This is a genomic window from Nannocystis exedens (assembly GCF_002343915.1).
Taxonomy (GTDB): Bacteria; Myxococcota_A; Polyangia; order Nannocystales; family Nannocystaceae; genus Nannocystis; species Nannocystis exedens.
Window position 1 is genome coordinate 8,466,416 of record NZ_NETK01000001.1, and the last position, 24,028, is coordinate 8,490,443.

General features: G+C 71.0%; 22 protein-coding genes. 13 read left to right on the forward strand and 9 right to left on the reverse strand.

The annotated features are described in order from the left end of the window. Positions 1-29 precede the first annotated feature (29 nt). The gene (ribA, locus tag NAEX_RS33265; protein ID WP_211302518.1) at positions 30-662 is read left to right on the forward strand and encodes a GTP cyclohydrolase II; all 633 of its coding nucleotides are present in this window, start codon (positions 30-32) and stop codon (positions 660-662) included. A gap of 273 nt (positions 663-935) precedes the next feature. On the opposite strand, the gene NAEX_RS33270 is transcribed toward ribA, so the two are convergent. After that, positions 936-1,775, reverse strand: coding sequence for a 5'-nucleotidase, lipoprotein e(P4) family (locus tag NAEX_RS33270; RefSeq protein ID WP_096331507.1), 840 nt, complete (start codon positions 1,773-1,775; stop codon positions 936-938). A gap of 394 nt (positions 1,776-2,169) precedes the next feature. On the opposite strand from NAEX_RS33270, the gene NAEX_RS33275 reads away from it, so the two are divergent. Beyond that, a complete protein-coding gene (locus NAEX_RS33275) occupies positions 2,170-2,928 on the forward strand; it encodes a hypothetical protein (protein WP_096331508.1) in 759 nt (252 codons plus the stop codon). A gap of 9 nt (positions 2,929-2,937) precedes the next feature. On the opposite strand, the gene NAEX_RS54020 is transcribed toward NAEX_RS33275, so the two are convergent. Next, positions 2,938-3,435 carry a cytochrome P450 gene (locus tag NAEX_RS54020; protein ID WP_275937611.1) on the reverse strand — a complete coding sequence of 166 codons (498 nt, stop codon included), beginning with the start codon at positions 3,433-3,435 and terminating at the stop codon, positions 2,938-2,940. A gap of 290 nt (positions 3,436-3,725) precedes the next feature. Here NAEX_RS54020 and NAEX_RS33285 point away from each other — a divergent pair, with 290 nt between their 5' ends. Further along, on the forward strand, positions 3,726-4,961 hold the full coding sequence (locus NAEX_RS33285; RefSeq protein WP_096331510.1) for a cytochrome P450: 1,236 nt from the start codon (positions 3,726-3,728) through the stop codon (positions 4,959-4,961). A gap of 141 nt (positions 4,962-5,102) precedes the next feature. Here NAEX_RS33285 and NAEX_RS33290 read toward each other — a convergent pair whose 3' ends face one another. Next, positions 5,103-5,882, reverse strand: coding sequence for a MerR family transcriptional regulator (locus NAEX_RS33290; RefSeq protein ID WP_096331511.1), 780 nt, complete (start codon positions 5,880-5,882; stop codon positions 5,103-5,105). Between the two features lie 329 nt (positions 5,883-6,211). Here NAEX_RS33290 and NAEX_RS33295 point away from each other — a divergent pair, with 329 nt between their 5' ends. Together NAEX_RS33295 and NAEX_RS33300 are read left to right on the forward strand one after the other, a co-directional pair. Then, positions 6,212-6,559, forward strand: a complete 348-nt coding sequence (locus tag NAEX_RS33295; protein ID WP_096331512.1) for a hypothetical protein — start codon at positions 6,212-6,214, stop codon at positions 6,557-6,559. Positions 6,560-6,666: 107 nt separating this feature from the next. Beyond that, positions 6,667-8,049, forward strand: a complete 1,383-nt coding sequence (locus NAEX_RS33300; RefSeq protein WP_096325674.1) for a transposase — start codon at positions 6,667-6,669, stop codon at positions 8,047-8,049. A gap of 255 nt (positions 8,050-8,304) precedes the next feature. On the opposite strand, the gene NAEX_RS33305 is transcribed toward NAEX_RS33300, so the two are convergent. Beyond that, entirely contained in the window at positions 8,305-9,831 is a 1,527-nt protein-coding gene (locus NAEX_RS33305) for a serine hydrolase domain-containing protein (protein ID WP_170136204.1), read from the reverse strand. Positions 9,832-10,313: 482 nt separating this feature from the next. Here NAEX_RS33305 and NAEX_RS33310 point away from each other — a divergent pair, with 482 nt between their 5' ends. The 4 genes from NAEX_RS33310 to NAEX_RS33325 are packed head-to-tail and all read left to right on the forward strand — an operon-like array spanning position 10,314 to position 13,464. After that, positions 10,314-10,667, forward strand: a complete 354-nt coding sequence (locus NAEX_RS33310) for a YciI family protein (protein ID WP_096331514.1) — start codon at positions 10,314-10,316, stop codon at positions 10,665-10,667. 5 nt (positions 10,668-10,672) lie between these two features. Beyond that, entirely contained in the window at positions 10,673-11,065 is a 393-nt protein-coding gene (locus tag NAEX_RS33315; RefSeq protein WP_096331515.1) for a DUF2200 domain-containing protein, read from the forward strand. Positions 11,066-11,116: 51 nt separating this feature from the next. Continuing rightward, positions 11,117-12,397 carry a receptor L domain-containing protein gene (locus NAEX_RS33320; protein WP_170136205.1) on the forward strand — a complete coding sequence of 427 codons (1,281 nt, stop codon included), beginning with the start codon at positions 11,117-11,119 and terminating at the stop codon, positions 12,395-12,397. A 29-nt stretch (positions 12,398-12,426) separates the two neighbouring features. Continuing rightward, positions 12,427-13,464 carry a gluzincin family metallopeptidase gene (locus tag NAEX_RS33325; protein WP_096331517.1) on the forward strand — a complete coding sequence of 346 codons (1,038 nt, stop codon included), beginning with the start codon at positions 12,427-12,429 and terminating at the stop codon, positions 13,462-13,464. 290 nt (positions 13,465-13,754) lie between these two features. Here NAEX_RS33325 and NAEX_RS33330 read toward each other — a convergent pair whose 3' ends face one another. Then, entirely contained in the window at positions 13,755-14,651 is an 897-nt protein-coding gene (locus NAEX_RS33330) for an AraC family transcriptional regulator (RefSeq protein ID WP_170136206.1), read from the reverse strand. Between the two features lie 94 nt (positions 14,652-14,745). On the opposite strand from NAEX_RS33330, the gene NAEX_RS33335 reads away from it, so the two are divergent. Next, positions 14,746-15,639, forward strand: coding sequence for an NAD-dependent epimerase/dehydratase family protein (locus NAEX_RS33335; RefSeq protein ID WP_170136207.1), 894 nt, complete (start codon positions 14,746-14,748; stop codon positions 15,637-15,639). A 249-nt stretch (positions 15,640-15,888) separates the two neighbouring features. Here the strand turns inward: NAEX_RS33335 and NAEX_RS33340 are convergent, their stop codons facing one another. From NAEX_RS33340 to NAEX_RS33350, 3 genes are all read right to left on the reverse strand, one after another. Next, entirely contained in the window at positions 15,889-17,436 is a 1,548-nt protein-coding gene (locus NAEX_RS33340; RefSeq protein ID WP_170136208.1) for a DUF4215 domain-containing protein, read from the reverse strand. A 331-nt stretch (positions 17,437-17,767) separates the two neighbouring features. Further along, a complete protein-coding gene (locus NAEX_RS33345; protein WP_096331521.1) occupies positions 17,768-18,100 on the reverse strand; it encodes a hypothetical protein in 333 nt (110 codons plus the stop codon). Between the two features lie 123 nt (positions 18,101-18,223). Next, on the reverse strand, positions 18,224-21,070 hold the full coding sequence (locus tag NAEX_RS33350; protein WP_096331522.1) for a serine/threonine-protein kinase: 2,847 nt from the start codon (positions 21,068-21,070) through the stop codon (positions 18,224-18,226). Positions 21,071-21,106: 36 nt separating this feature from the next. Here NAEX_RS33350 and NAEX_RS52380 point away from each other — a divergent pair, with 36 nt between their 5' ends. The 3 genes from NAEX_RS52380 (at position 21,107) to NAEX_RS33365 (ending at position 22,947) form a co-directional block, all read left to right on the forward strand. Next, positions 21,107-21,682, forward strand: a complete 576-nt coding sequence (locus NAEX_RS52380; RefSeq protein WP_096331523.1) for an FHA domain-containing protein — start codon at positions 21,107-21,109, stop codon at positions 21,680-21,682. Positions 21,683-21,878: 196 nt separating this feature from the next. Next, entirely contained in the window at positions 21,879-22,283 is a 405-nt protein-coding gene (locus tag NAEX_RS33360; protein WP_143141144.1) for a hypothetical protein, read from the forward strand. A gap of 202 nt (positions 22,284-22,485) precedes the next feature. Further along, on the forward strand, positions 22,486-22,947 hold the full coding sequence (locus tag NAEX_RS33365) for a hypothetical protein (RefSeq protein WP_096331525.1): 462 nt from the start codon (positions 22,486-22,488) through the stop codon (positions 22,945-22,947). Between the two features lie 98 nt (positions 22,948-23,045). Here NAEX_RS33365 and NAEX_RS48675 read toward each other — a convergent pair whose 3' ends face one another. Further along, positions 23,046-23,819: a hypothetical protein gene (locus NAEX_RS48675; protein ID WP_143141145.1), complete on the reverse strand. Its 774-nt coding sequence runs from the start codon at positions 23,817-23,819 to the stop codon at positions 23,046-23,048. Between the last annotated feature and the right edge of the window lie 209 nt (positions 23,820-24,028).

Below are 24,028 nucleotides of genomic sequence, written 5' to 3' on the forward strand. Positions count from 1 at the left end.
CGGTGCGGGTGATGGACATTGGGCAGCGCATGCCCATGGCGAACAACCTCCAGATCCGGCCGCTGCGCGCCGGTCGTGGCGCGCAGGTATTCTCCCAGGCGCGGCTGCCCTCGCGCCACGGAGAGCTCCAGATCGTGTCGTTCATCGACGATGCCGGTCGCACGCTCGACGACGTGGCGATCGTCCGCGGCGACGTCCGCGGCCGGGCCGAGGTGCCGACGCGGCTCCACTCCGAGTGCCTGACCGGCGACGTGTTCGGCTCGTACCGCTGCGACTGCCGCGATCAGCTCGAGCTGGCGCTGCAGCGGATCGCTCGCGGCGAGGCCGGCATCATCCTGTACTTGCGGCAGGAGGGCCGCGGGATCGGCATCGCCCAGAAGGTCCGCGCCTACCACCTGCAGGAGCGCGGGCTCGACACCGTCGAGGCCAACCTCCACATGGGCTTCGACGACGACCTCCGCGATTACTCGGTCGCCGCCGCCATGCTACGCGCGCTCGAGGTCGGCTCGGTCGTGCTGCACACCAACAACCTGCGCAAGGTCGCGGGCCTGCAGCAGGGCGGCGTGGACGTGGTGTGCCGCGAGCCGCTGATCGCCGAGGTCCGCGAGCAGAACCGCCGCTACCTGGCGACCAAGCGCGACAAGAGCGGCCACCTGCTCTGATCGACGCCGAGGTCGCCGTCGCCGCCGCTCACGGGCCCCGCCGGTCGACCGGCACGGACGGAGCGCCCGGAGCTCGGCGCGGCCGTCCGGGGAAGGTCGCCTCGGCGAGGCGACCGAAGGGATGACCGGCCTCGGCTGCCAGGACGGCGACGAGTCTGCGTGCGAAGCATGGGCGCGGCGAGTCGCCTCGCGCGGCGAATGGTTCCTCGATGGAGAGCGCTGCGCTCGCGCGAGGGACCGTCGCGTATCGACCCTGGCGCTCTGCCGAGACCCTCACGGCGCCGGGTCGAGGGCGTCGAGCCGCGCCTCCTGCTTCTGGGCCGGCGTCTTCTGGTGGTCGTAGCCGAACAGCGCCTCGTCCCAGGAGCCGTACATCGGGTTCGGAATGAGGAACCACCGCGAGCTCCACCACGAGGCGTGCTCTTCGACCATCGCCGCCCGCTCGGCGAGCGTCGGCCGCTCCTTCTCGACGAAGTCGAACAGGTTGTCGCCGAACATGAAGATCACGCGGTGCGTCTTCGCCACCTCGGCGCGGCGCGGGCTCTTGTCCTTCCAGCCGCGCGCGACGTCGCGGAAGTAGAACGTCTCGAGGTCGTCGGTGTCGGGGAATTGCAGCCGCGCGAGGTTGTCGCGGGTCGCCTCGGCCTGCCGCACGTCGCGGTTCGACAGGTAGAACACGCGGACGCCCCTGGCTGCCGCGGCGCCGAGCAGCGCCACCGCGCCCGGGACCGCCGTGGCCTTGCGCTCCTCGACCCACGCGTTCCACGTGTCGGGCGAGTACGGGGCCCCGGACGCGACGAGGCGCGCCTGATAGGCGCTGTTGTCGAGCACCGTCTCGTCGACGTCGACGATGAGCGCCGGCGGCAGCGCCGAGAAGTCGCCCGTCTGCTCGACCGCCGCCGTCCAGGTCGGGTCGGCCAGCGCGGCCTCCAGCACGCGCTCTGCCGCGGCGTACGTTTGCCGCGCTGCCGCTTCGTACTCGGCGCTCGTCTGCACCCACGCGACCGCGAACAGGGCGTCGTGCGCGCTCCCGCGGCCCTCGGTGGACGCGTGCTTGCAGGCCGGCAGGGCGGAGACGGCGAGCGCGAGGGTGAGGCGGGCGGGGACCGACATGCGCGCATCGTAGCGGCAGATCGGGAGCCTCGCGGGGGCGAAGTTCGGCGCCGTGGTGCGGACCCGCGGGCCAGGGCGAGCTCACGGCCCCAGCGACCTCGTGGTACTGCGCAGACATGCAGTGTGGCGCCCTCCAGTGCAGTCGCCGCCGCTCCGGGTGGTGCGCCGGGTCGATGGGCGATCCGTCGCCGACCGTGCGGCCGTCCGACGCGGTTAGGTAGCGGTATGTCTTTAAGGATATGTCCCATTGGACATGGCGAGAAAGACATCGGGCGCACGTCCTGAAGCAGGCGGCGAGCCTGACCGCGGGCCTCGCGCGTGGTCGCGCGACCGGAACGCCGCGGCGTGGCAGGAGCCGCGTGCATGGGCGCGGCTCGATGTGATAGGGTCGGACATGCGATCCGTGGTGTTGGTGCTGGTGGTGGTCGGGTGCGGGCCGGGGCAGCCGGGCGATGCTTCGGCCACGCAGACGGCGGAGACCGCGACGGGCGATGCTTCGGCCACGCAGACGGCGGAGACCGCGACGGGCGATGGTTCGACCACGCAGACGGCGGAGACCGCGACGGAGGCGTCGACGTCGCCGGCGACCGACGGAGTGACGACCGGTGGCGGCGTGACCCAGGCGAGCGAGGCGGAGACGGGGGATGGGACGGCGTCGACGACGGCGAGCGAGACCGGCGAGGTCTGCGAGGACATCGAGGCGGTCCCCGCGGGGGAGCCGGACGCGCCCTGCGAAGGCGGGGGCTTGCTGTTCCTGTGGGACGACGAGGACGTCCTGGCGGGGCTCGAGTGGTGCCCCATCGACGCGCTGCACCGCTACGCGGCGGTCGTGTGCCCGTGCGGGGGCGAGTGCCGGACCGACGACGAGTGCGGGGTCGGGTCGGCGTGCCTGTGCGCGAGCGTGTACGACAACAACGGGTACGTCTCGGAGAACAGGTGCGTGCCGGCGGATTGCCGCACGGACAGCGACTGCCCGGCGGGGTTCGAGTGCGGGGTCAGCCCGTCCATGTGCGGGTGGGGGTGGAACCTGGAATTGCACTGCCGGACGCCCGCCGACACGTGCGCCGGGAACGAGGACTGCGACGGTCAGCTCTGCAGGTTCGACCCCGATACGATGGCGTGGGGGTGCACGGACTCGTGGGCCTGCGAGTGATGGGCTCGGTCAGCGCCGGACCCGCAGCGGGAGGGAAGTCAGGCCGCGGACGGACTGCGAGCGGCGCCAGACGAGCTCGGCGCGCGGCACGGCCGGTCGGATGTCTGTGTATCGCTGCAGCAGCGCGCGAAAGGCCAGCTTCGCCTCGATCCGCGCGAGCGGAGCGCCGAGGCAGAAGTGCGGCCCGAAGCCGAAGGCGAGGTGACGATTCGGCTGGCGCCCGATGTCGAAGCGCTCCGGGTCTTCGAATTGCGCCTCGTCGTGATTGGCGGAGCCGAGGGCGGATGAGCGGCATTTCGCGCCGAAGCTGCGCGTAGAAGGGGGTACGGGTCCCGACGGAACGCCGGCGTCGTGAAGTCGAACGACGGCCTCGGGGCGGTGCGTGGGGCGGTGGCGGCGGCGGTCATGGGCGATGTCCGGGCGAGGCTCGTGCCGTCTCCATCGGAGCTCGCGGTCGTTCCGTCGCCAGCGCCGTCGGTCTGCCCATCGCGCGACGGCGAGCTGCACGCGACGATGCACAGGAGCGCGGCGACCATTCGCCGGGCCACCGCGTCGCGCGTGGGCGTGGGGTCGGAGCGGTGGGACATGCGGTCATCCTAGCCCAAATTGCCCGCGATCGGCTGACGCCGGCGGGCGCGACCGTACGGCCGCGCCCGCCGTGACGCGCGGTGCTCCTTCCGAATCGCCGAGGGCACGGCGCGCGGGGGTGCACAGTTTTGCAGCGCCATGGTCCGATGAATGGGCCGCGGCGATTCGCGGTTTGACCTTGACCCAAGGTCAAGGTGCACGCTGTCGTCATGAACGACACCGCGTCGACGGTTCCCATCCCGCACGGCCTCCCCATGGAGCGCGATGCAGGCCCCTTCGATCCTCCGCGCCAAATCTCACGGCTGCGCGAGGCTCGCCCTGTCAGTCCCATGGTCTTCCCCGACGGTCACGAGGGCTGGCTCGTCACCGGATACGACGCAGTCCGCCAGCTCATGGCCGACACCCGGTTCAGCTCCCGCCAGGACATCGGCGTTCTCCACGTGCCGTACGCGGTCCCCGGCATGCCCGCCATGACCGAACCGTCCCCGCAGGTGCCGGGCGTGTTCATCGCCATGGACCCGCCGGAGCACACCCGGCTGCGGAGCAGGCTCACCGGCGCCTTCACCGTCAAGCGCATGAAAAGGCTCGAAGAGCAGATCGTCGACATCGCCGAGCGGCAGCTGGACGGCCTGGCGCGCCTCACTCCACCGGTCGATCTGGTCCAGGAGTTCGCGCTGCCGGTGCCCTCGCTGGTGATCTGCGAATTGCTCGGTGTCCCCTACGCGGACCGGGGGAACTTCCAGGTCAACTCCGCCAGGTTTTTGGAGAAGGACATTCCGCTCGACGAGAAGATGGCCGCGTACGGCGCGCTGACCACGTACCTGTCCGAACTGGTCACGCGCAAACGCACCGCTCCCGGTGAAGACATCCTGTCCGACCTGGCCCGTCATGACGACCTCACCGTCGAGGAGCTGACCGGCAGCGCCTTCCTGCTGCTGCTCGCGGGCCACGAGACCACCGCCAACATGCTGGCACTCGGCACGTTCGCGCTCCTGGAGCACCCCGAGCAGCTGGCCGAACTGCGCGCAAACCCGGACCTGCTCCCCGATGCCGTCGAGGAGCTCCTGCGCTACCTGTCCGTGGTCGACATCCTCTATCGCTACGCCACGGAGGACATCGAACTCGGCGGCGAAACGATCCGCAGAGGATCGACCGTCGTCGTCTCGATGCTGGCCGCCAACCGCGACCCCCGGCGCTTCGACGACCCCGACACCCTGAACATCCACCGCAAGACCCGCGGTCACCTGGCCTTCGGCCACGGCTTCCACCACTGCCTCGGCAACCAACTGGCCCGCATCGAGATGCGCGCCGGTTTCGCGGCGCTGCTACGTCGCTTTCCGACCCTCGAGCTCGCCGTCCCCGCCGGCGAAGTGAAGCTCAAGACCGACATGCAGATCTACGGCGTCCACGAGCTGCCGGTCACCTGGACGGAGACGGTTCGGTAAGACCGGCGAACGAGCGTGTGACCACCGCACGGCGGTGGCCCCTCTCGTTCCAAACGATGACTCCGCGCCGGCGGCCGAGCCGGGCGGAGGAATCGAAACTGTTTCCCACGGACCCCCGAATGCGAGACCGAGCCCCCGTCGTCATGGAGTCGGAATGGACACGCCCGCGGCGCGGAGTTTCTGCTCGAACAGCTTCGTCAGCCTCGCCCAGGCCAGCGCCCGGTCGTGGCCGTAGCGCTTGATCATCCCGTACCGGGCCTCGGCGTCGTCGCTGCGGCCCTGGAGGCTGGTCAGGATCGCCAGCAGCCCGGGGTTGGCGAGGAAGTGCTCGGCCGTCGCGGTCGCGAGTTCCTCGATGCGCGGGTCGTCCGGCGCCCAGGCCGCGGCCTCCAGGGAGCGCTTGGACAGCTCGACGAACCTGGTGTCGCCGAGTGCGCGCTCGACCCTCGTGAGGTAGTCGTCGAAGCCTTCCGGGACCAGCGCCCTGGCCAGAACCAGGCCGTCCCGGATCTCCGCGACGATCTCGGCGCTCAGCCCGAAGTCGGGCAGCCGGTCCAGGAACGCACGCACCCGGTCGGGCAGCAAGACCCCGTCGCCGTCGGCGAGCCGGTGCAGCATGTCGCGTCGGGCGATCAGATCCTCGATCCGCTCGGTGAGGCGTCGCTCGACGTCGGCGATGGCGGCGGCGAACTGCGCGGCGTCGGCGTCCAGCATCGGCCCGATCTCGGCCAGCGGCACACCGGCAGCGGCCAGCGTCCGGACCTGGACCAGCCGGAGCAGCTCGGCCGGTCCGTATCGTCGGTAGCCCGAGCCGTCACGCCGGGGTTCCTCGACGAGTCCGTGCTTGTGGTAGTGCCGCACGGTCTTCACCGTGATACCGGCGAACGCCGCCGCCTGGCTGATCGTGACGCCCTTGTTCATCGGCTCAGCCGACCCGCTGCGGGTCCAGGGCGGCGGTCTCGCGGACCGCATCGACGATGGCAGGGTAGTCGCGGCGCATGAGGATCGGAGGGTGACTCGTGGTGTTCTCCCGACGAGCATGAACCTTGACCCAAGGTCAAGGTCAAGCCCGCGAAGCGCGCCGGAGCGTCGCCGCGGCCATCTCGTCGCCGGGGCAGCGCCACCGCGACGCGTGACCCCTTCGGTCGATCAGGTCACTCCTTCGTCGTCGAGCGCCGCCCGGTCACTGCATCCGCGTCGCGGAGGAGGTGTACCGTCGATGGCGCGGCGCTCGCTTGCTACGATGGGCCATGTCGACGGATGCGAACGCCACCATCGAGGTCCTGGGCTTGCAACGAGCCGTTGGGCCGCAGTGGGCTCAAATCAACCTGGACCGGGACTACGTGCTCTTCGATCTGCTGAGCGGCGCCCGCTCCGACGAGCCCGGCAAAGCGTTGATCCCGCCGCGTCCGGTCGACGGTGCGAACGCTTGGACCGGCGCGACCTGGCTGTGGGCAGTGGAGCTCGACGCGGTCTGCAAGGCCTATCAGGAGCGCGAAGGTCATCCTGCGACGGAGCTCGAAGCGATCGCTGCTGCGATGCACCGCTTGAACGGGAACGCTTCACGACGCACGCGCTGCGTGTTCCGGTTCCTCTAGCAGCCCGTGGTGAAAGTCGCGGCAACCACGCCGCGAGGAACCTCGCGAGCAGCGGAGCGGCGCGCGGTATCGCGCTCTGCGATGAAAGCTGATAAAGTGGCTTTGCCATGGCCATGGGGCACGACAACGGGGAGCAGCCGACGCTGTTCATCACGTATGACAAGTTGCAGGGGCTCGGGCACCCGTTCTACGAGGCGCTCGACAAGCTGCTCCGGAAGCACGGCTTCGACCGTTTCGCGGAGAAGCAGTGCGAGCCGTTCTACGCCGAGGTGATGGGACGACCGGGCCTCGCGCCGGGGGTGTACTTCCGCTGCTTGCTGATCGGCTACTTCGAGGGGATCGGCAGCGAGCGGGGCATCGCCTGGCGGGTCGCCGACTCGCTGAGTCTGCGGCGGTTTTTGGGGCTCGGCCTGGAGAAGCAGCCGCCGGATCACTCGACGATCTCGCGGACGCGGCGTCGGCTGAGCACCGACGTGCACGAGCGGGTGTTCACGCGGGTGCTGGAGCTGGTCGCCGAGCATGGCCTGTTGCGCGGCAAGACGCTCGGGATCGACGCAACGACACTTGAGGCGAACGCGGCGCTGCGATCGATCGTGCGCCGCGACGACGGACGCGCGTACAAGGAGTACTTGACCGACCTGGCGAAGGCCGAGGGGATCGAGGAACCGACGCGCGAGGACCTGGCGCGGCTGGACCGCAAGCGGCCGAAGAAGGGCTCGAACGACGAGTGGGTACACCCGCACGATCCCGAGGCGCAGATCATGAAGATGAAGGACGGCAGCACCCACCTCGCGCACAAGCACGAGCAGGCGGTCGACCTCGAGACCGGCGCCATCGTCGGCGTGACGGTGCACGGCGGCGCTGCGGGCGACACGAAGACCATCGAGAAGACGCTGGAGGTCGCCGACGCCAATCTCGCGGAGGTGCGCCAAGAGGGCTCGGAGAAGGCCAGGGAGCAGATCGCCGAGCGCGTCGAGGAGGTCGTCGCCGACAAGGGCTACCACAGCAACGACGTGCTCACGAGCCTCGAGGAGGTCGACGTACGCAGCTACATCCCGGAGCCCGCGCGTGGTCGCCGGCGGTGGAAGGACAAGCAGGCCGAGCGTGAGGCGGTGCACCGGAACCGCCGCCGCGTGAAGCGAGGCAAGAGCAAGGAACTGCAGAAGAAGCGCAGCGAGCTGGTCGAACGGCCCTTCGCGCACATGCTCGACTCCGGCGGAATGCGCAGGGTCCACGTCCGCGGTCACGACAATATCCTCAAGCGGCTGGTCATCCACGCCGCCGGATTCAACCTGAGCTTGATCATGCGAAAGGTCCACGGAATCGGGAAACCGAGGGCCCTCCAGGGCCTTCGGGCCGCGCTTTCTGCCGTGCTCGTGGCTGTCCTCACGCTTCTGCGGTGGCTCGGAGCGCTTCTTGACCGCCATTCGCGGCACTCCCTACCGGGAGCTCGACTTCCAGAGCACGTCGCTCACTCGAGATACGCATGAGCGATTTCGTCTCACCGACTTCTACCTCGGGCTGCTAGCGCAGGGCCGTTTCCGGCTCCGCCGATGCGGCCCCGTGCGCATGACCGCGGGGCTCTTCGCGCTGCCTCGACATCGCCGAGGGGCGGTCGCCGCCGCGGCGAGGGTCGGGGCCCGCCGCGGGCGCCGCCTGCGGCTCCTCGACCTGCCCCTCGACCTGCCTGCGGCGGCCGAGCCATTGCAAATCGCCGGTTCCACAAGAGCCCGAGGCTGCCAGCGTCAGTGGGGACGAGCGCCCTGGGTCAGCCATTCCCGCAACTTGGAGGCGATCGCGCGGGGGTCGTCGTCGATGTTCGAGAGGATGACGACCGTATAGCCGAGCTCGGGGTACATCTCGAAGTGGTTGGTGATGCCCTTCCAGCCGCCGCCGTGCCAGACCAGCCGCGTGCCGTTGTAGTGCTCGATCTGGGCGCCGTAGCCGTACATCGCGGCGCCGCGCGGCATCACGCCGGTCCACAGCGTCGCCAGCGACTGCGCGCTCACCAGCTTGTGCTGCACCAGCGCCTGGTGGAAGCGCGCCATGTCTTCGCCGGTGGCATAGGCGCCGCCGGCGGGCGAGCCGATCACGCCCAGATCGAAGACGTTGTTGAGGCGGGTGCCGTTCGGGCCGTCGACGAAGCCCTCGGCGAGGTTGGGCGGGTCGGTGTCGAGGGCGTAGAAGTCGGATTCCTTCATGCCGGCGGGGCCGAACACGCGCTCGCGCATGTATTCATAGTAGGTGAGGCCGGAGACCCTCTCGATGATGGCGCCCAGGAGGATATAGCCGGCGTTGCTGTAGTCGAACTCCTCGCCGGGCGGGAACGACAGCGGCTCGGCGACGAAGGGGGTGACCATTTCGGCGATGGTCCGGGCCGACCGCGGTTCGGGCGCCTTCTCGAGCAGCGCGCGTGCGCCGATGATGCCGGAGGTGTGCGAGAGCAGGTGATGGACGGTGACCGTGCGCGCGACCTGCTCGTTGGGATAGTCCGGCAAGATCTCGCCGACGGTGTCGTCGTAGGCGATCTTGCCCTGCTCGACGAGCTGGGCGATGGCGACGGCGGTGAACATCTTGGTGACCGACGCCAGGTTGAACCGGGTGTCGTGCCGATTGGGCATGTTCCAGCGGCGGCTCGCCAGGCCGCTGGCGTGGCGATAGAACTGCTGACCGTCCCTGGCGAGCGTGACGGTGCCGGAGAACGCGTCCGCCTCGACCAGCTTGGCCAGCAATGTGTCCGTCCGCGCGGCGATCTCCGCCAGCGTCAGCGGCTGGCGCGGGAGTAGCTCGGTCGGCGCGTCGGCGGTGTTGCGGCCGATGCCGACGATCTTGAATGGGGCCTTCGCCACCTTGTACTCCGGCGGCTCGGCGGTGACGTAGACATCGAGCTTCATCCAAATCCCGGTCCATTTGGCCTGGACGAGCGCCGAGATCATGGCCGACGACGAGGCGACGATCTTGCGCACCTCGAAGCCGCGGGTGGTACGGTAGAGCTGCAATTCGTGCTCGGTGATGTCGTCGAGCGGGAGCGGCCGATCGGGTGGCAGCTCGAACCGCTCGGCGACGAACCGGCGCACGACGTCGCGCTGGCCGGTATTGAAGGCGCGCAACCAGGCGGTCAGCTGCTGACCCGCAGGGGTGTCGGGGATCGGCGCGGTCGCCGTGACGGCGACGTCGGGCGGGGCGGTGACGCGTGGCTTCGCCGCGGGGCACGCGGCGACCAACGCGGCGAGCAGCAAAAGCGACAGGGGGGTGCGGGTCGCAGCAGGCATGAACGGCTTGCTCGCGGCGCGAGGACGCTTGAAGTGGCAGCATCTCGCTCGAGTGTCAAGCGACTCTCCATCGTTCGAACCGCCTGGCAGGCGCTCAGCGAGCCAGCGACGCTGCCTCCCGGGGACTTCACGTGCCACGATGCCCGCCTCGATCACGTACCCGCGGACCGGCCCCGCTGTTCGACGGCCCGATCGCGCCGTTCCTCGCGCGCCTGCGCGCCGGCACCGTCGCCGTCCGACCCCGAAGCGCTCGGTTCCACATCCGTCGACCCCCGGTTCAGCCTCCGCTGTGTAACGAGGGCCAGGCGGCCGCGTGAGCCGGGGACATCGCTCACCGCCTACCGGCGCAGGGTGGCCGCTCACGGCTTCGCGGGGCAGGCCGCAGGAGAGGGCCCCCACCATGGCGTTCGACCGCCGATAAAGCACTTGCACTTTGCAGGCAGACGTTGGACGCTCGAAGCCCCACCGCCCCGAGCGCACCCATGGCCCGTTTCCTCGCCGTCTACACTATGAAGCCCGAGGACCTCGCCGCCTTCCGTTCGCGCCCCAAATCCGAGCAGAAGGCGATCGACGAGGTCGGCCTGAAGGCGTGGGAGGAATGGGACAAGCGCAATGCCGCCGCGATCGTCGCCACCGACGTCATGGTCGGCAAGACCAAGCGCGTTACCAAGTCCGGCATCGCCGATGCACAAAACCAGATCGCCGGCTTTCTCATCGTCGAAGCCGCCGACATCGCCGCCGCCGCCGCCCTCTTCCTGGACCACCCGCACATCACCATCTTCCCTGGCGACGGCATCGACGTCATGCCTGTGGTCACGGGGCCGCCAGAGGAGTAGCCGCCATGAAGCAAGCAACCGCCAGGTCCGCCGCCAACTGGCGCCGCGTCTATGCCTTGCCCGTCGCGAGCGTCTATCCCGCCTATATCGCGAAGGCGGAAGCGAAGGGCCGCACCAGGGCCGAGGTCGATCAGATCATCTGCTGGCTCACCGGCCACAGCCAGGCCTCCTTGGAGGATCAACTGGCGAAGAAGACGAGCCTCGAGGATTTCTTCGCCAAGGCCCCCCGGCTGAACCCGTCGCGCTCCTTGATCACCGGCGTCGTCTGTGGCGTACGTGTGGAAGACATCGAGGAACCGCTCATGCGCGAGATCCGCTACCTCGACAAACTCATCGACGAGCTCGCCAAAGGCAGGCCGATGGACAAGATTCTGCGCCAGGGGCCGGACTCCGCCTGACACGTCCACCCCACACCTGTCGTGAGCCCGTGCTACGCTCATGACACCTGCGTGCCCGCGAGAAGTGCCAAGTCCTTCGCCTCGTGGACCTTTCTGGGGCTTGTCTGCCTCAGCGGTGCATGCGCGACGGAGGAGCCTTGCGCGCAGGGGCCGGAAGTGTGGACGGGAGCATCCCGCCCCGCCCACATCTGCGGGGACCTCGTCATCGAAGGTCGCACGTCCGAGGAGCTGCGTTCGCTCGCCGAGCTCGAGACGATCGACGGATCGCTCTTCGTGTTCGAAAACCCCGCCTTGAGCGAACTGCCGGAGTTCTCGCACCTGCGGCGGATCGGCGGATCCCTGGCTATCTCAGACAACGCCGCGCTGGTGGCAATTGGTGGCTTTCCGGCCCTCGAGGAACTGGCCGGCGAGCTCTACGTGGCCGAAAACCCCCAGCTGCTTACCTTTGAGCTCGGCGGCTCCATCTCCGCAGCCGAGGCGCTCTTCATCGCCGCCAACAGCCGCCTCACCGTGTTCGGTGGCATGTCGAGGCTGACGCAGATCTCAGGTGACGTGCGCTTCGTCGGCAACGACTCTCTACTCGAGATCGACCTGCCCGGGCTCGCCGAAGTGGGCGGCAGCTTCACCCTCGCCGACAACGACGCGCTGGACAACGTTACCTTCCCATCGCTGCGTACCATCGGGGGCCCGTGGTCGGTCGCCGACAACAAGTCCCTCGCGTCGCTGACAGGCTTCGGCTCTCTGGAGCACGCTGGCGCGACGCGAATCGAAGGGAACGCGAGCCTCGCCCAGATCGCGTGGACCGGAGCATTCGCATCAATTAGCGTGAGGATCGAGAATAACCTCGCGTTGCGCCGCATCAGCGCTGCGGAGACCGTGCCGTTGCGAGGGTCGCTCCATGTCCGTTACAACCCTGAGCTCGAGCTGCTGGACGGATTTGCCGGCGTCAAAGAGTTAGGGTCGCTGGTCCTCGAGACGAACGAACGCCTGCGCGAGGTCGCGGCCTTTCGCGGGCTGCAAACGGTTTCTGAGTTGAAGGTCCTCGCCAACCCGGCGCTGGAGGGCCCGCCCGACTGGTTCCCTGCACTGACCGAGGTCGAGGACCTGTGGATCTTCGGCAACGCTTCGTTGCCGGCCGCAACGGTGGACGCGCTCATCGCCCATGTCACCAGCGCAAACGAGCCCCGCGTCGGCGACAACCAGGACCAGGACACCGCGCTGGAACCCTGCCCCTGGCCAGCCGACAAGATTTGCGACGCTGACTCGGGCTGGTACGGCCCTGGAACGGGCTTGTGCGCCAGCGACCCCGAGGATTGCGAGAATCTGCCATGAGCCGGCGCTGTCACCGAGCACGACGGCTGATGTTCCTGGCGGCCCTGGGGCTCGGAGGATGCTCCGACCCTGAGCAAGCGGGCGAGCCGCGCGGGATGCACGTCGAGTTCTTCATCGAAAACGACGAACGCACGCTTTGCGCCGGAACCGTCGGCCATCTCGATCGCTACATCGAGCGCTTATTCGAGTTCTTCGACGTCAGCCAGGACGGCTTCGTCGCGCCAGTCCATGTGCTCGTATCACCGCAGTGTCATGCGAACGCGTGTTACATCCCCGCGCGTCGGGAGGTCCATATCCAGCACGTGGATGCGGGCGGGAGCCGAGCGAGCGGAATGCTCCGCCACGAGCTCTCACACGCGATCATCGATCGACTCTGGGGTCAGAGCGTCCCCTTCTTCAACGAGGGTCTGGCAGAGACGTTGTCGCAGTCACTTACGGAAGTGCCGACCCCGTCGCTGGCGCCCGTGGGTGGGATGCTGGCCGGCGAGCCGTTCGACATCGACTATTCGGAGGCGGCCCGATTCGTCCGCTTTCTCATCGATACGCGCGGCCAGGAGCGGTTCCGGCGGCTCTTCCAGGCGGCCAAGATCCGGAGCCAGGAGGCGGTGCGCCGTGCCATCGAAGACGTGTACGGCGAGAGCTTCGACTCGCTTGAGGCGGAGTATCTCTCGGGTGCTCCTCGCTGCCAGTACCAGATCCACCTCTGCGACGAGCTGCGAGCCGAGCCGGTCGGGGTCGCGTGGTCGGCGACGCAGCCGGTCTCGTGCCTCGACGGCGACGTGTACGGCAGCGACGACGGCGAGCGCCCGTTCCTGGCCACGCAACGCACGGTGGAGGTCGAGCATGCCGGCGTGTATCGCCTGAGCGCCGCGGCCGGATTCGGTAGCGTATCGCAGATCGTCCTGACGCGCTGCGGCGGCTGCGACGAACAGTTCAGCCGGAGCTATCACTTCGCAAACCTCGAACTCGTGCTCGAACCCGGCCTCTACACGTTGGAATTCAGTGCGAGCGACGAAGAGGTCATGACAGTCGACCTCGAATACGTCGGCGACTCGCCATCTCCATGAGTGGGTGAGCACCTCGGCTCTCGCGCGGCGGCATCTACTGGTACCCCGGCGACCTCGACCTCCTCCGTATGCGTCCGGCGAGCTGCGTCCCCGGTTGAGTCGCCGTTCGGCTATACCGCCTTGGAATGCTGCCCGAGCGACGCGCCGCGGAAGACGTTGGTGGCGTGCCGCTGCTGAGTGTCCTCCGCGACGCTTTCGTTCGTGGCACGAATCGGAGGGGCCGGTGCGTCGATGCGAACACGTCTCGCCGACGCGCGATTCATCGTGCCCTCCGGCGGGCTCGTCCTGGACTACGTCGACGGGTGCGAGCGCCACGCCCCCGGCGGGGCGCCGACCTCGCGACGGAAGGCGACGTTGAAGGCCGCCTCGCTGTGATAGCCGACCTCCGCGGCGACCTCGGCGAGAGCGAGCGTGGGCCGGGCGCGCATCGCCTCCTTCGCCAGCTCGATGCGCCACCGGCGGAGGTGGTGGAGCGGCGCCTCGCCGACGGCGACGCGGAACGCGAGCGCGAAGGCAGAGCGGCTCATGCCGGCGACGCGAGCGAGCGACGCGACGGTCCACGGGCGCGCCGGCGAGCGGTAGAGGGCCTGGAGTGCCCGCGCGATCCGTTCGTCGCCCTGGACCTCGTCGCGGCGTTCGAGCGCCGCGCGCACGCAGGCGAGGAGCAGGAGCTCGGCGAGGCGCGCGGCGAACAGCGGTGCTCCCGGTCGTCGCGCACGCACCTCGTCGCGGATGCCGTCGAGGAGACGCGCGAGGCCGGGCACCGCCTCCCTGCCCTCGGCCGGCAGATGCACGACCGCCGGCAGCGCGCGCAGGAGCAGCGAACGACCCGCGCCGGCGAGCGCGATCGAGGCGCAGAGCACGACGGTCACCGGACCGGCGCCACCGAGCCGTCGCCGCACCGCCAGCCCGGTCGAGGGGACGCGCGCGGCGTCGACGACCGCCGCGTCCGGGGCGGACCGCAGGCAGTGCGGCTGTCCGTGCGGCAGCAGCAAGAGGTCGCCGCGATCGATGCGCCGCTGCACGCCGTCGTGCTCGAGCCAGAGCGCGCCAGCGAGGACGTGGTGCAGATCGACGCCGTCGTGCGCCCCGATCCGCGCGCCCCACGGAGCGCCGAGCTCGATGCGCCCGAACTGGGTGGTCTCGATCCGCACGTGGCGCAGCAGCGTCGTCAGGATGTCGGTCATGGACGATCTCGCAAGAGAATTGGACGCCGACTCATCGTCCGTCCAGCTGCCGCGCTCTACAACCCCCCAGGACTTCCACCCGAGGAGATTTTTCATGCACGTCTTCGTCACCGGCGCCAGCGGCTTCATCGGCAGCGCCGTCACCCGCGCTCTCGTCACTCGTGGACATCGCGTCACCGGCCTGGCCCGTGACGCCGCCGCGGTCGCCAAGGTCCGCGCCGCCGGGGGCGAGCCCGTCCCCGGCTCCCTGGCGGATCTCGCTGTCCTCGCGCGCGCCGCAGAGGCCGCGGACGCGGTCGTCCACACGGCCGCGACGACCGGCAGCGACCGCCCCGTCGTCGACGCGGCCGCCGTCACCGCGATGCTCGACGCGCTCCCGCGCGGCGTGTTCCTGTCGACCTCGGCGGCGCCCTGCACCCGCTCGTCGCGCGAGCCGGTCGCCGAGGAGGAGAACGCGCCGCCGGACGGCCCCCTCGCCTGGCTGGCAGCGGCAGAGCAGCGCGTCCTCGCGGCGCCGCGCGTGCGCGGGGTCATCGTGCGCGCGCCGATGGTCTACGGCGACGCTGCGGGCCCGCTTGCGGGTCTCGTGCACGCGGCGCGGCAGGCCCGCGCGGCCCGCTACATCGACGACGGCGCCGCGCGCTGGTCGACGGTCCACGTCCGCGATCTCGCCGTCGGCTACGCGCTGCTGCTCGAAGGCGACGCGCGCGGGGTGTTCCACGCGGCGGAGGCGGAGCCGGTGGCGATGGCGGCGTTGTTCGCCGCGATCGCCGACGCGGCGGAGGTGCCGCTAGCCTCGTGGAGCCTCGCCGCGGCCCGGGCCGCGATCGGACCGATGGCCGACTTCCTCGCCATGGACGCGGCGATCCACGCCGGCAAGCTGTGCCGCCTCGGCTGGACGCCGCGCGTGGGCGCGTCCGTCGGCGGCATCATCGGCGCGCTGGGCAACCCGGCGCAGGGCTATCGCCCCGCCCAGTCGGGCGCTTGACCTCGGCCTCACCAACCGGTGCGAACCGGCCGGCGTGATCGACGACCCCCCGCGCGAGGTCATGTCCGCGGCGTCGGAGGTCGGCGCGGCGGGTCTACGGCACCACCTTGTTCGGCGACGGCAACGGTGGCCACACCTTCGGCGATCCCTGCCGAACCCTCTCATCGCCGTGATGTGGTGCCGGTGGGTCAGCAGCCCGGCGACGCAGCGCGTCGGCATCACAGCGACTGACATGCCGTGGCTCGCGGCTCACTGTTGGAAACAGTAGATCGACGACGGGCGGGCGCACGAGTCGCCGGTGCATGACTCGGTCCAGTCGTCGTCTTCTTCTTTGGCGTTGCCCCACAGGCCGCTGCCGGAGTCCTTCGTCCAGTCGCTGCAGCTCCAAAACTCGTCGTAGAGGGTGCCGTTCTTGCGGGTCGCGGTCCAGACGGAGGCGCGGGCGTTGAGGCCGCAGTGGGGGCCGCCGAAGGGAACAGGGCCGCCGGTCTCGGTGATGTCGATGGGGTGGTCGATGTTGCCGTCGACGAGGTCGGCCCAGTTGTCGGCGATCTTGACGCCGTTGGGGAGGACGTAGGGGACGGCGGCGTGGGTCATGCGCGTGGCGGGCGAGGCCTGGATGGTACTGAGCCAGGCCATGTAGGTGCCGGGGAGGCCGGCGGCTTGGGCGAGTTGCTGGCACTTGAGGTCGGCGCCGGCAAGGCCGCCGAGGTTGCCCTTGTAGAGCTGGCTGCTGACGAAGACGAGCTTCTGCGCGACCGTGACGCTGCAGTCGCTCTCGCAGCCGTCGCCGTCGACGAGGTTGCCGTCGTCGCACTGCTCGGCGCCGACGCGGACGAAGCCGTCGCCGCAGCTCGCGGCCTCGCAGGTGGAGAGGCAGGCGTCGGTGTCGAGGGCGTTGCCGTCGTCGCACGGCTCGACGCCAACCCAGACGGAGCCGTCGCCGCAGCTCGCGGCCTCGCAGGTGGAGAGGCAGGCGTCGGTGTCGAGGGCGTTGCCGTCGTCGCACGGCTCGACGCCGGCCCACACGAAGCCGTCGCCGCAGCTCGCGGCCTCGCAGGTGGAGAGGCAGGCGTCGGTGTCGAGGGCGTTGCCGTCGTCGCACGGCTCGACGCCGGCCCACACGGAGCCGTCGCCGCAGCTCGCGGCCTTGCAGGTGGAGAGGCAGGCGTCGCCGTCGTCCATGTCCGCGTCGTCGCACTCCTCGCCGGGCTGGACGAGGCCGTCGCCGCAGGTGGCGGGGGCGCAGAGGTTGGTGCAAGCGTCGCTGTCGTCGAGGTTGCCGTCGTCGCACTGCTCGCCCGGACCGAGGATGCCGTCGCCGCAGGCGGCGGGGGTGCAGAGGTTGGTGCAAGCGTCGCTGTCGTCGAGGTTGCCGTCGTCGCACTGCTCGCCCGGGCCGAGGACGCCGTCGCCGCAGACGGCCGAGGCGCCCGTGGAGGCGTCGGTGTCGGTTGCATCGGTGTCGGTTGCGTGCGTGGCGGAGGTATCGGTGGCGTCGGTGGCGGAGACGTCGGTGGCGGAGATGCCGTCGGTGCCGTCGGCGGCGGTGTCACCGTCGGTGGTGCTGGCCGTGAGCGTGGAGCCGGTGGCCGGGCTGCCGCCGTCGGTGGCCGAGCCGCCCGAGGCGCTGGACGGGCCGTCGCTGGTGGTCGGCGGCCCGGCGGTGCTTGTCGGCTCGGTCGCGCCGGAGGCGGTCGAGGTCGCGGACGTGGTATCGCCGCCGGTGCTCGACGCGTCGGTGGCCGAGCCGCCGTTGCTGCAGGCCGCGGCGGTCGCCAGGAGGAGAGCGCTCAAGGTCGAACGATGCATGGGTGTGGACATTTGCGAATGGGGTCAGTCGAATCGCCGATGGCGACGCGGTCGCGCGTGACGGGCCGAATCCGGGCAACGAAGCACGCGGCGATCCGGCCGCGCCCGCCGGTAGGCTCGATCTCCGGTGAGGTCGAGGCGCGCCGGGGCGGGAGAGACGAGCGGGGCGCGAGGATCGGCTGCGTGGCGAGGAGGTGCTCGTCGCCGCGATGTCGGGCGCGGAGGTCGGCGCGGCGAGGGCGATGAAGGCCGGGCGCGAGGCGAGCGGGCGGAGCGAGAGGGTGCCCGCTCGCCTCGGCCCGTCGCGCTCCTGCATCTACATGCTCTTGACCTTGGCGCAGGCGGCTTCGTCCTTGTCCTCGTTGCACATGCGCGCGCATGCGTCCTTGCCCTCGAGCTCGCAGAGGGCCACGACGACGCGGTCGTCGGCCGCGCAGGCGTCGGGATCACCCTTGCCGGCGGCGCAGGCGACCCGGCAGAGGTTGGTCGCGGTCGTGATGTGCTGGACGGCCTCGGGGCTGCGCTTGTCGCGGGCGGCCACGTAGGCGTCGGCCGCCTTGACGCACTGCTCGACGAACGCCGACTTCTTGCTGCAGCCGGCGCCCGCGACAAGCCCGAAGAGGGCCACGATGATGAAGGTCCTATGCATGCGCCGACGATGCCCCGAAGCCGGGACCGTCGTCGTCGCACACCCTACGTAGGCGCGCGCGACGGGTCGGCTCGAATTGCGTAGCGCTGTGCCGTCGGTGCCGGACGCCGCGAGCCGGGGCCGCTACCCGGGCGGCAGGCGGGCGAGCTCCTGCCGCAGGGCGCGCGAGCGGGCCTGCTCGCCCGGGGCGGCGGCGAGGGCCCGAACGGCGAAGTCGCGGGCGTCGTCGTGGTCGCCGGCGTCGCGGGCGGCCCGAGCGGCGAGCAGGAGGGCGAGGGCGCGGAGGTTGCCGTCGCCGGCGTCGGCGCGGGCGGCCGCTTCGAGGGCGTCAGCGCGGGCGGCCGTGAAATCGCGCAGGTCGAGCCGTGCGAGAGCACGGGTGACGAGGAAGGCGGCGAGCTGGGGGCTCTGCTCGCCGAAGACGGCGCGGCCGTGGGTCAGGGCGTCCTCGGCGGCCGCGGCGGCCTCGGCGGCCCGACCCTCGCAGAGGGCGACCTTGGCCCGGGTGTTGTCGAGGTGGGGGGTGAGCGGGTCGCCGGGGGGGAGGATCGCACGCGCCTCGGTGATGGCCTCGCGGGCGGCGTGGCAACGTCCGAGGGCCAGGAGATCGGCGGCGACGCCGTTGTGGGCGAGGGCGACCTTGGCGTGCTCACGGCCGAAGCGGGCGGTCCAGATCTCGCGGGCGCGCCGGTGGTGTTCGAGGGCGGCGGCGGGGTCGTCGAGCTTGTAGTAGGTGCCGCCGAGGTTGTTGTGGGCGAGGGCGACGAAGGGATCGTCGGCGTCGCGGGTGGCCTGGAAGTGGGCGAGGACGGTCGCGTAGAGGTCGCGCGCACGGGCGTGCTCGCCGCGGCGGTTGAGAGCGCTGGCGAGGTTGTTGCGGGCGCCGACGAGGCGCGGGCTGTCGGCGCCGAGGCGGGCCTCGCCGATGGCGATCGCCTGCTCGAGCTCGACGATGGCGTCGTCATGCCTGCCCAGCTCAATGAGAGCGGCGGCGAGGGTGGTGTGGGCGACGATCAGGTCGGGGTGGCCCGGGCCGAGGGCGCGCTGCCGCAGCTCCAGGACCTCGCGGCTGCGCCGTTCGGCGTCGGCGAAGGCCCGCTGCTCGACGTCGATGGCGGCGAGGCCGGACAGCGACCAGGCCAGCTCGGGGTGCTCGGGTGGGAAGAGGACGCGGCGCAGCGCGAGGGCGCGCTCGTAGGCGGCACGGCCGGCCGCGTAGTCGCCGCGGACGATGGCGAAGGCGCCGCTGGCGTCCCAATAGTTCGCCTCGGCCTCCGTGCCGCCGCCGGTCCGGGCGAGCGCCGCGGCGCTCAGGGTCTGCCAGAGGGCGCCGCCCTGGGCGTCGCCGCGGCTGAAACCGACGCAGTAGAGGAGAAGGCTGGCGGCAGCGAGGAGGTGGCGGTCGTCGCCGCCGGCCAGGGCGGCCGCGAAGGCGCGCCGCAGCTCCTGTTCGGCGTCGTCGTAGCGACCCTCGTCCATGAGCGCGCGGCCGAGCTGGTAGTGGGCGGCGGCGAGCACGGGCTGGTAGCTCGCGGCCTCGCCGACGTCCCGCGCAGCCTCGGCCCGGGCGCGCGCGCGCGCGGACTGGCCGGCGCGCTGGTACGCCTCGGCCATCCGCAGGTCCTCCTCGGCGGCCAGCACGGCCTCGGCGGCGTCGGCCGGGGGCGCGGCGACGCGCGGCGGAGGCCGCCAGTCAGGGCGCAGGCAAGCCTGCGGCTGGCCGAGGCGGGCGACGGCGTCGGCGGCCCGGTCGACCACGGCGGCGTCGGCCTCGGCGAGGGCGCGAGTGAGCGCGTCGAGCTCGCCAAGAGCGTCGTCGAGGCAACGCCGGCGCGCGGCGGTGAGCGGCGAGGGGTCGGGCTCGCCGCAGAGCTGGAGGTGGGCGGCCCGCCAGGCGTCGACCCAGGCTACGAGCGCGGCCGGGGCGGTGCTCCCAGCGAGCTTGGCGTCGAGCGTAGCGGCCCGCTCCGGGCTCCAGGCGCGCGCGAGGGCGCTTTGCCCGGCGGCGCACGCGTCGACCCGCTCGGCGTCGCCGCCGTTGAGTCGGGCGAACGCGACGCCTGCGGCGAGGGCGAGGCCGAGAAGACCGCCGGCGAGCCACGGCCAGCGGCGCGCGCCGGGGGGCCGGAGCTCGGCGAGGAGGGGCTCCATGCCCGGGAAGCGCTGGTCGGGGGCCGATGAGACGCCGCGCAGGATGGCCCGACGGGCCCGCGCCGGGACGCCGCGGCGCGCCATCCGGACCTCGAGATCGGCCGGCTCGCCGCGGAGCTCCCCGGTCAGGGCCCACAGCAACGAGACGCAGAAGGCGAATTGATCGGCGCGGGCGTCGGGCTCGCAGCCGCGCTCGACCTCGGGGGCGACGAAGCCCGGGGTGCCGCCGGCGCTCGGCCGGTCCTCGACGAGCCCGCGCCGCGGGTCCCCCGGCGCGAGGCCGTGCCGGGTCGCCGGATCGAGCTTCGCCAGGCCGAAGTCGGTGACGCGGACGCGCCCGTCGCCGACGAGGACGTTGCCGGGCTTGAAGTCGCCGTGGACGAGGCCCTTGGCGTGGGCGGCGAGCAGGCCGCGGCCGGCGTCGACGAACACGGCGAGGATCTCCGCGGCCCCGCGCGGGCGCTGGCCGAGCCAGGCGACCAGGTCGCCGCCCTCGACCAACTCCATGGCGATGTAGACCCACTCGTCGGTGGCGCCGATGTCGTGGACGGCGGCGATGTTGGGGTGGGTGAACTGCGCCAGGACCCGGGCCTCGCGCGCGAGCTGCTGGCGATCCCGGCCCGCGGCGATCGGCAGCAGCTTGAGTGCGACGCGCCGGTCGAGGTCGGGATCGAAGGCCTCGACGACGATGCCGCCGCCGCCACGACCGACCTCCCGCAAGGTGAGGTAGCGCCCGACGACCGTGCCGCGCGCGACGGCCGGCCTGGGGTCGTGGATGGAGCCGTCGCCTCGGCTGTCGAGTTGGGTCGTCGGGCGCATCGTTGGGCCGCAGCGGGCTTGCTAGAATGCCGCTCGATGGGCGCCGGCGACAAGACCACCCGCCACCCACCACCGAGCCGCCCGCCGAAGCCGACCCATCCCTGGCTGGTGGTGCTGCAAGGGGCGGCGGCGGGCCGTCGGGTCCGCCTCGAGCGCGCGGAGTTCCTGGTCGGCCGCGACCCGGCGGCCGACCTGGTGCTCGAAGACAGCGGGGTGTCGCGCCGCCACTTCAAGATCGTCCGCGCCGGCGACGGCATCTTCAACCTGATCGACCTCGATTCGACCAACGGCACCCACGTCAACGGCGTCCGCGTCGACCTGACGATCCTCCGCGGACAGGACCGTATCGAGGTCGGCCCGGTGGCCCGCCTGTGCTTCACCTTCGACGCCGATCCCCGCGAGGAGACGCCCCTCCCGCCGCTCGACCTCAGCCCGCGCCAGCTCGAGGTGGCCAAGCTCGTGTGTCAGGGGCTGACCAATGCCGAGATCGCGGCGACCCTCGGGATCGGCGCCCGGACGGTGACCAGCCACCTCGACCACATCTACACGCGCCTCGACATCGGCTCGCGCTCGGCGCTGGCGACGGCCCTGGCCAAGCGCGGGCTTGTGTGACGACCCCGCGGCTCTGCTGCCGCGAGCGGGGCGTCGATGAAGAGGACGGCGAAGCCCCGCGACAGCGCTCCGGCGAGCTGACGCCGGGAGGGCGCTGCCGCGGTGGGCGGCGCTACGCAATTCGAGCCGACCCGTCGCGCGCGCCGACGCAAGTTGGGCGACGGCGGCGGCCCGGCTTCGCGGCATCATCCGGCGCATGCACAGAACCTGGCGCGCATGGAAGCAAGAATGGTGGGTCGTCGTGGCCGCGGCACTGGCAAGCTCGAGCATGGGGGCGCTCTCCGGATGTGCCCCGGGCGATTGCGAGGACGTGAAGCCGCTGATCGCCGAGGTCCGGACGGCGCTCGACAAGCTCGACACCAAGGGCGCGCTGCCGGGGGCGGAAACGCTGCACGCGGCGCTCACGTCCACCACCGCGCCCGAGCTGAAGCTCTTGAGCGCTCGCACGCAAACACTGGTGCAGGCGCTCAAGCGGGCGCAGAAGGCCCCGACGACCGAGGCGGAGGTGGCCGAGCGCAACCGATCGGCCGACGCTCTCGGCGTCGCCGTCAAGGATTGGCAGGGCCAAGCCGCAGTCGTCGACGCGCAGCTCTGCAAGTAGTCGCCGAAGTGCGACGCAGCGGCCCCCCGACCGGGGCCGCGTGAGAGCCGCCTACGCGAACACAGGCGGCCCTGCGCTGCGGCCTCCGCCGCGAGGCCCCAGTCCATGCTGCGGCGATGAACCTTGGCCTCCCCCCGGTCGATGAGCGTCCGTCCGACGCCGCAACGCAGATCATCTGTCAAGGGTTCGAACCTGCGACGCAGTGGTCTCGGGCCGGTGGCACAACGCGATGATGTACCCGCTGATGCTCCACCACGGCGGGCTGGATGGCGCCCACAGCGGGCTCGCGCCGGCCCGCGACGTCGCGCGCATGAACCGGCTGGTGCTGCCGTTCTCGCAGGGCACCGACGCGGACGCGCCGCTCGCCGGTCGCTGCGCCGACGTCCCGGTCGACACCTTCGCCGCGACCGACTGCAATTCGCGGTACTTCCAGCAGGTCGCGGCGACCGAGTGCCCGGCGCGGCTCGACTACCTCATGATCCGCGACGTCGCGCGCCACGTCCGGGTCGCCGCCAGCGAGCTGGTGTACACCGAGTCGCTCGACTTCGGCGCCGCCGGCAGCTTCGAGCTGTCCGACCACTTCGGCATGAGCGCGACGCTGCATCGATCAGCACCGAGGAATTCCCGCCGTCACCCTCGCGCGCGAAGATCCGCGTGGCCCTGATACATGTCCCGCGCTCCGCGCGCGAGCCCATGTCGGCGGCGCGCCGCCCGAACGCCGGGGCGCTCGCCACGCCCCGGGCGCGCGCGGACGGCTCATTCTTACAGCTCGAAGGGCTCCCAGCCGCAGCACTCGCCCGCAGCGGCGGCGACATCGCCGTCCGGGCCGATCTTTTCACAGACCATCATCGGGTGCTCGCACTCGCCGACGACCTCGCCGTTCACCTTACAGACGCAGGTATCGCCGGTACAGTCGACATCGCGGGAGACAACCCCGCATCGCTCGTGGTAGGTGCATGCCTTCCCCTCCACGTCGCCCTCCGCGAGCATCTCGCAGCCGCAATCCTCCTCGATCGCCGCGAGGAGGCCCGCGCACGGTTCGGTTTCGAAGCACATGAGTTCCATGCTGGTGCACTGGAGGAACTCCGCGACCCGCTCGACACACCCGGGGAACACGCGCGGGTCGAGCATCGCAATGTCATTTTCCAGCTCCTCGCACCACGAGACACACTCACGAACGGTCTCCTCGATCTCGCAGGCGACCAGCTTGTCACAGGCGCTCGGGCAGAGCGACGTGTCTCCGGGGTCGCCCGTCGTGCCGTCGCCGCCGGTGCTGCCCCCGGTCGTGTCGTCGTCGGTCGTGTTGTCGCTGCCGGTGCTGCCTCCGGTCGTGCCCCCCTCGGTCGGGCTCCCCTCGGTCGGGCTCCCGTCGGTCATGCCATTCCCGGACGTGTCTCCGCCGCTCGTGCTGCTGCCTTCCGTCGCCTCGCCCTTGCCGTCGGGACAGCCCGACACGAGCGGCAGCATGAATAGACTGGAGATGATCACACCTCGTACTTGCCGTTTCACCGATTTGTTCCTTGGAAAGGTCCGCATGCGCGACGAGGCGCTGAACAAGGCCCCGGCGGGGTCTATTCCACGCGGCAGTTTTTTTCGTCGACGACCCGACGATTGCGAGCGCGGCGGCGTCGTGGTGCCGCTGAAGGGCCTCGCGCTCGGCCGCGGCGCGGCTCGGTTCGCGCGCGTGACGATCGCTCACGAGGGGATCGAGGTCCGTACAGATCGCTACCGCCGTCCACGGCGAC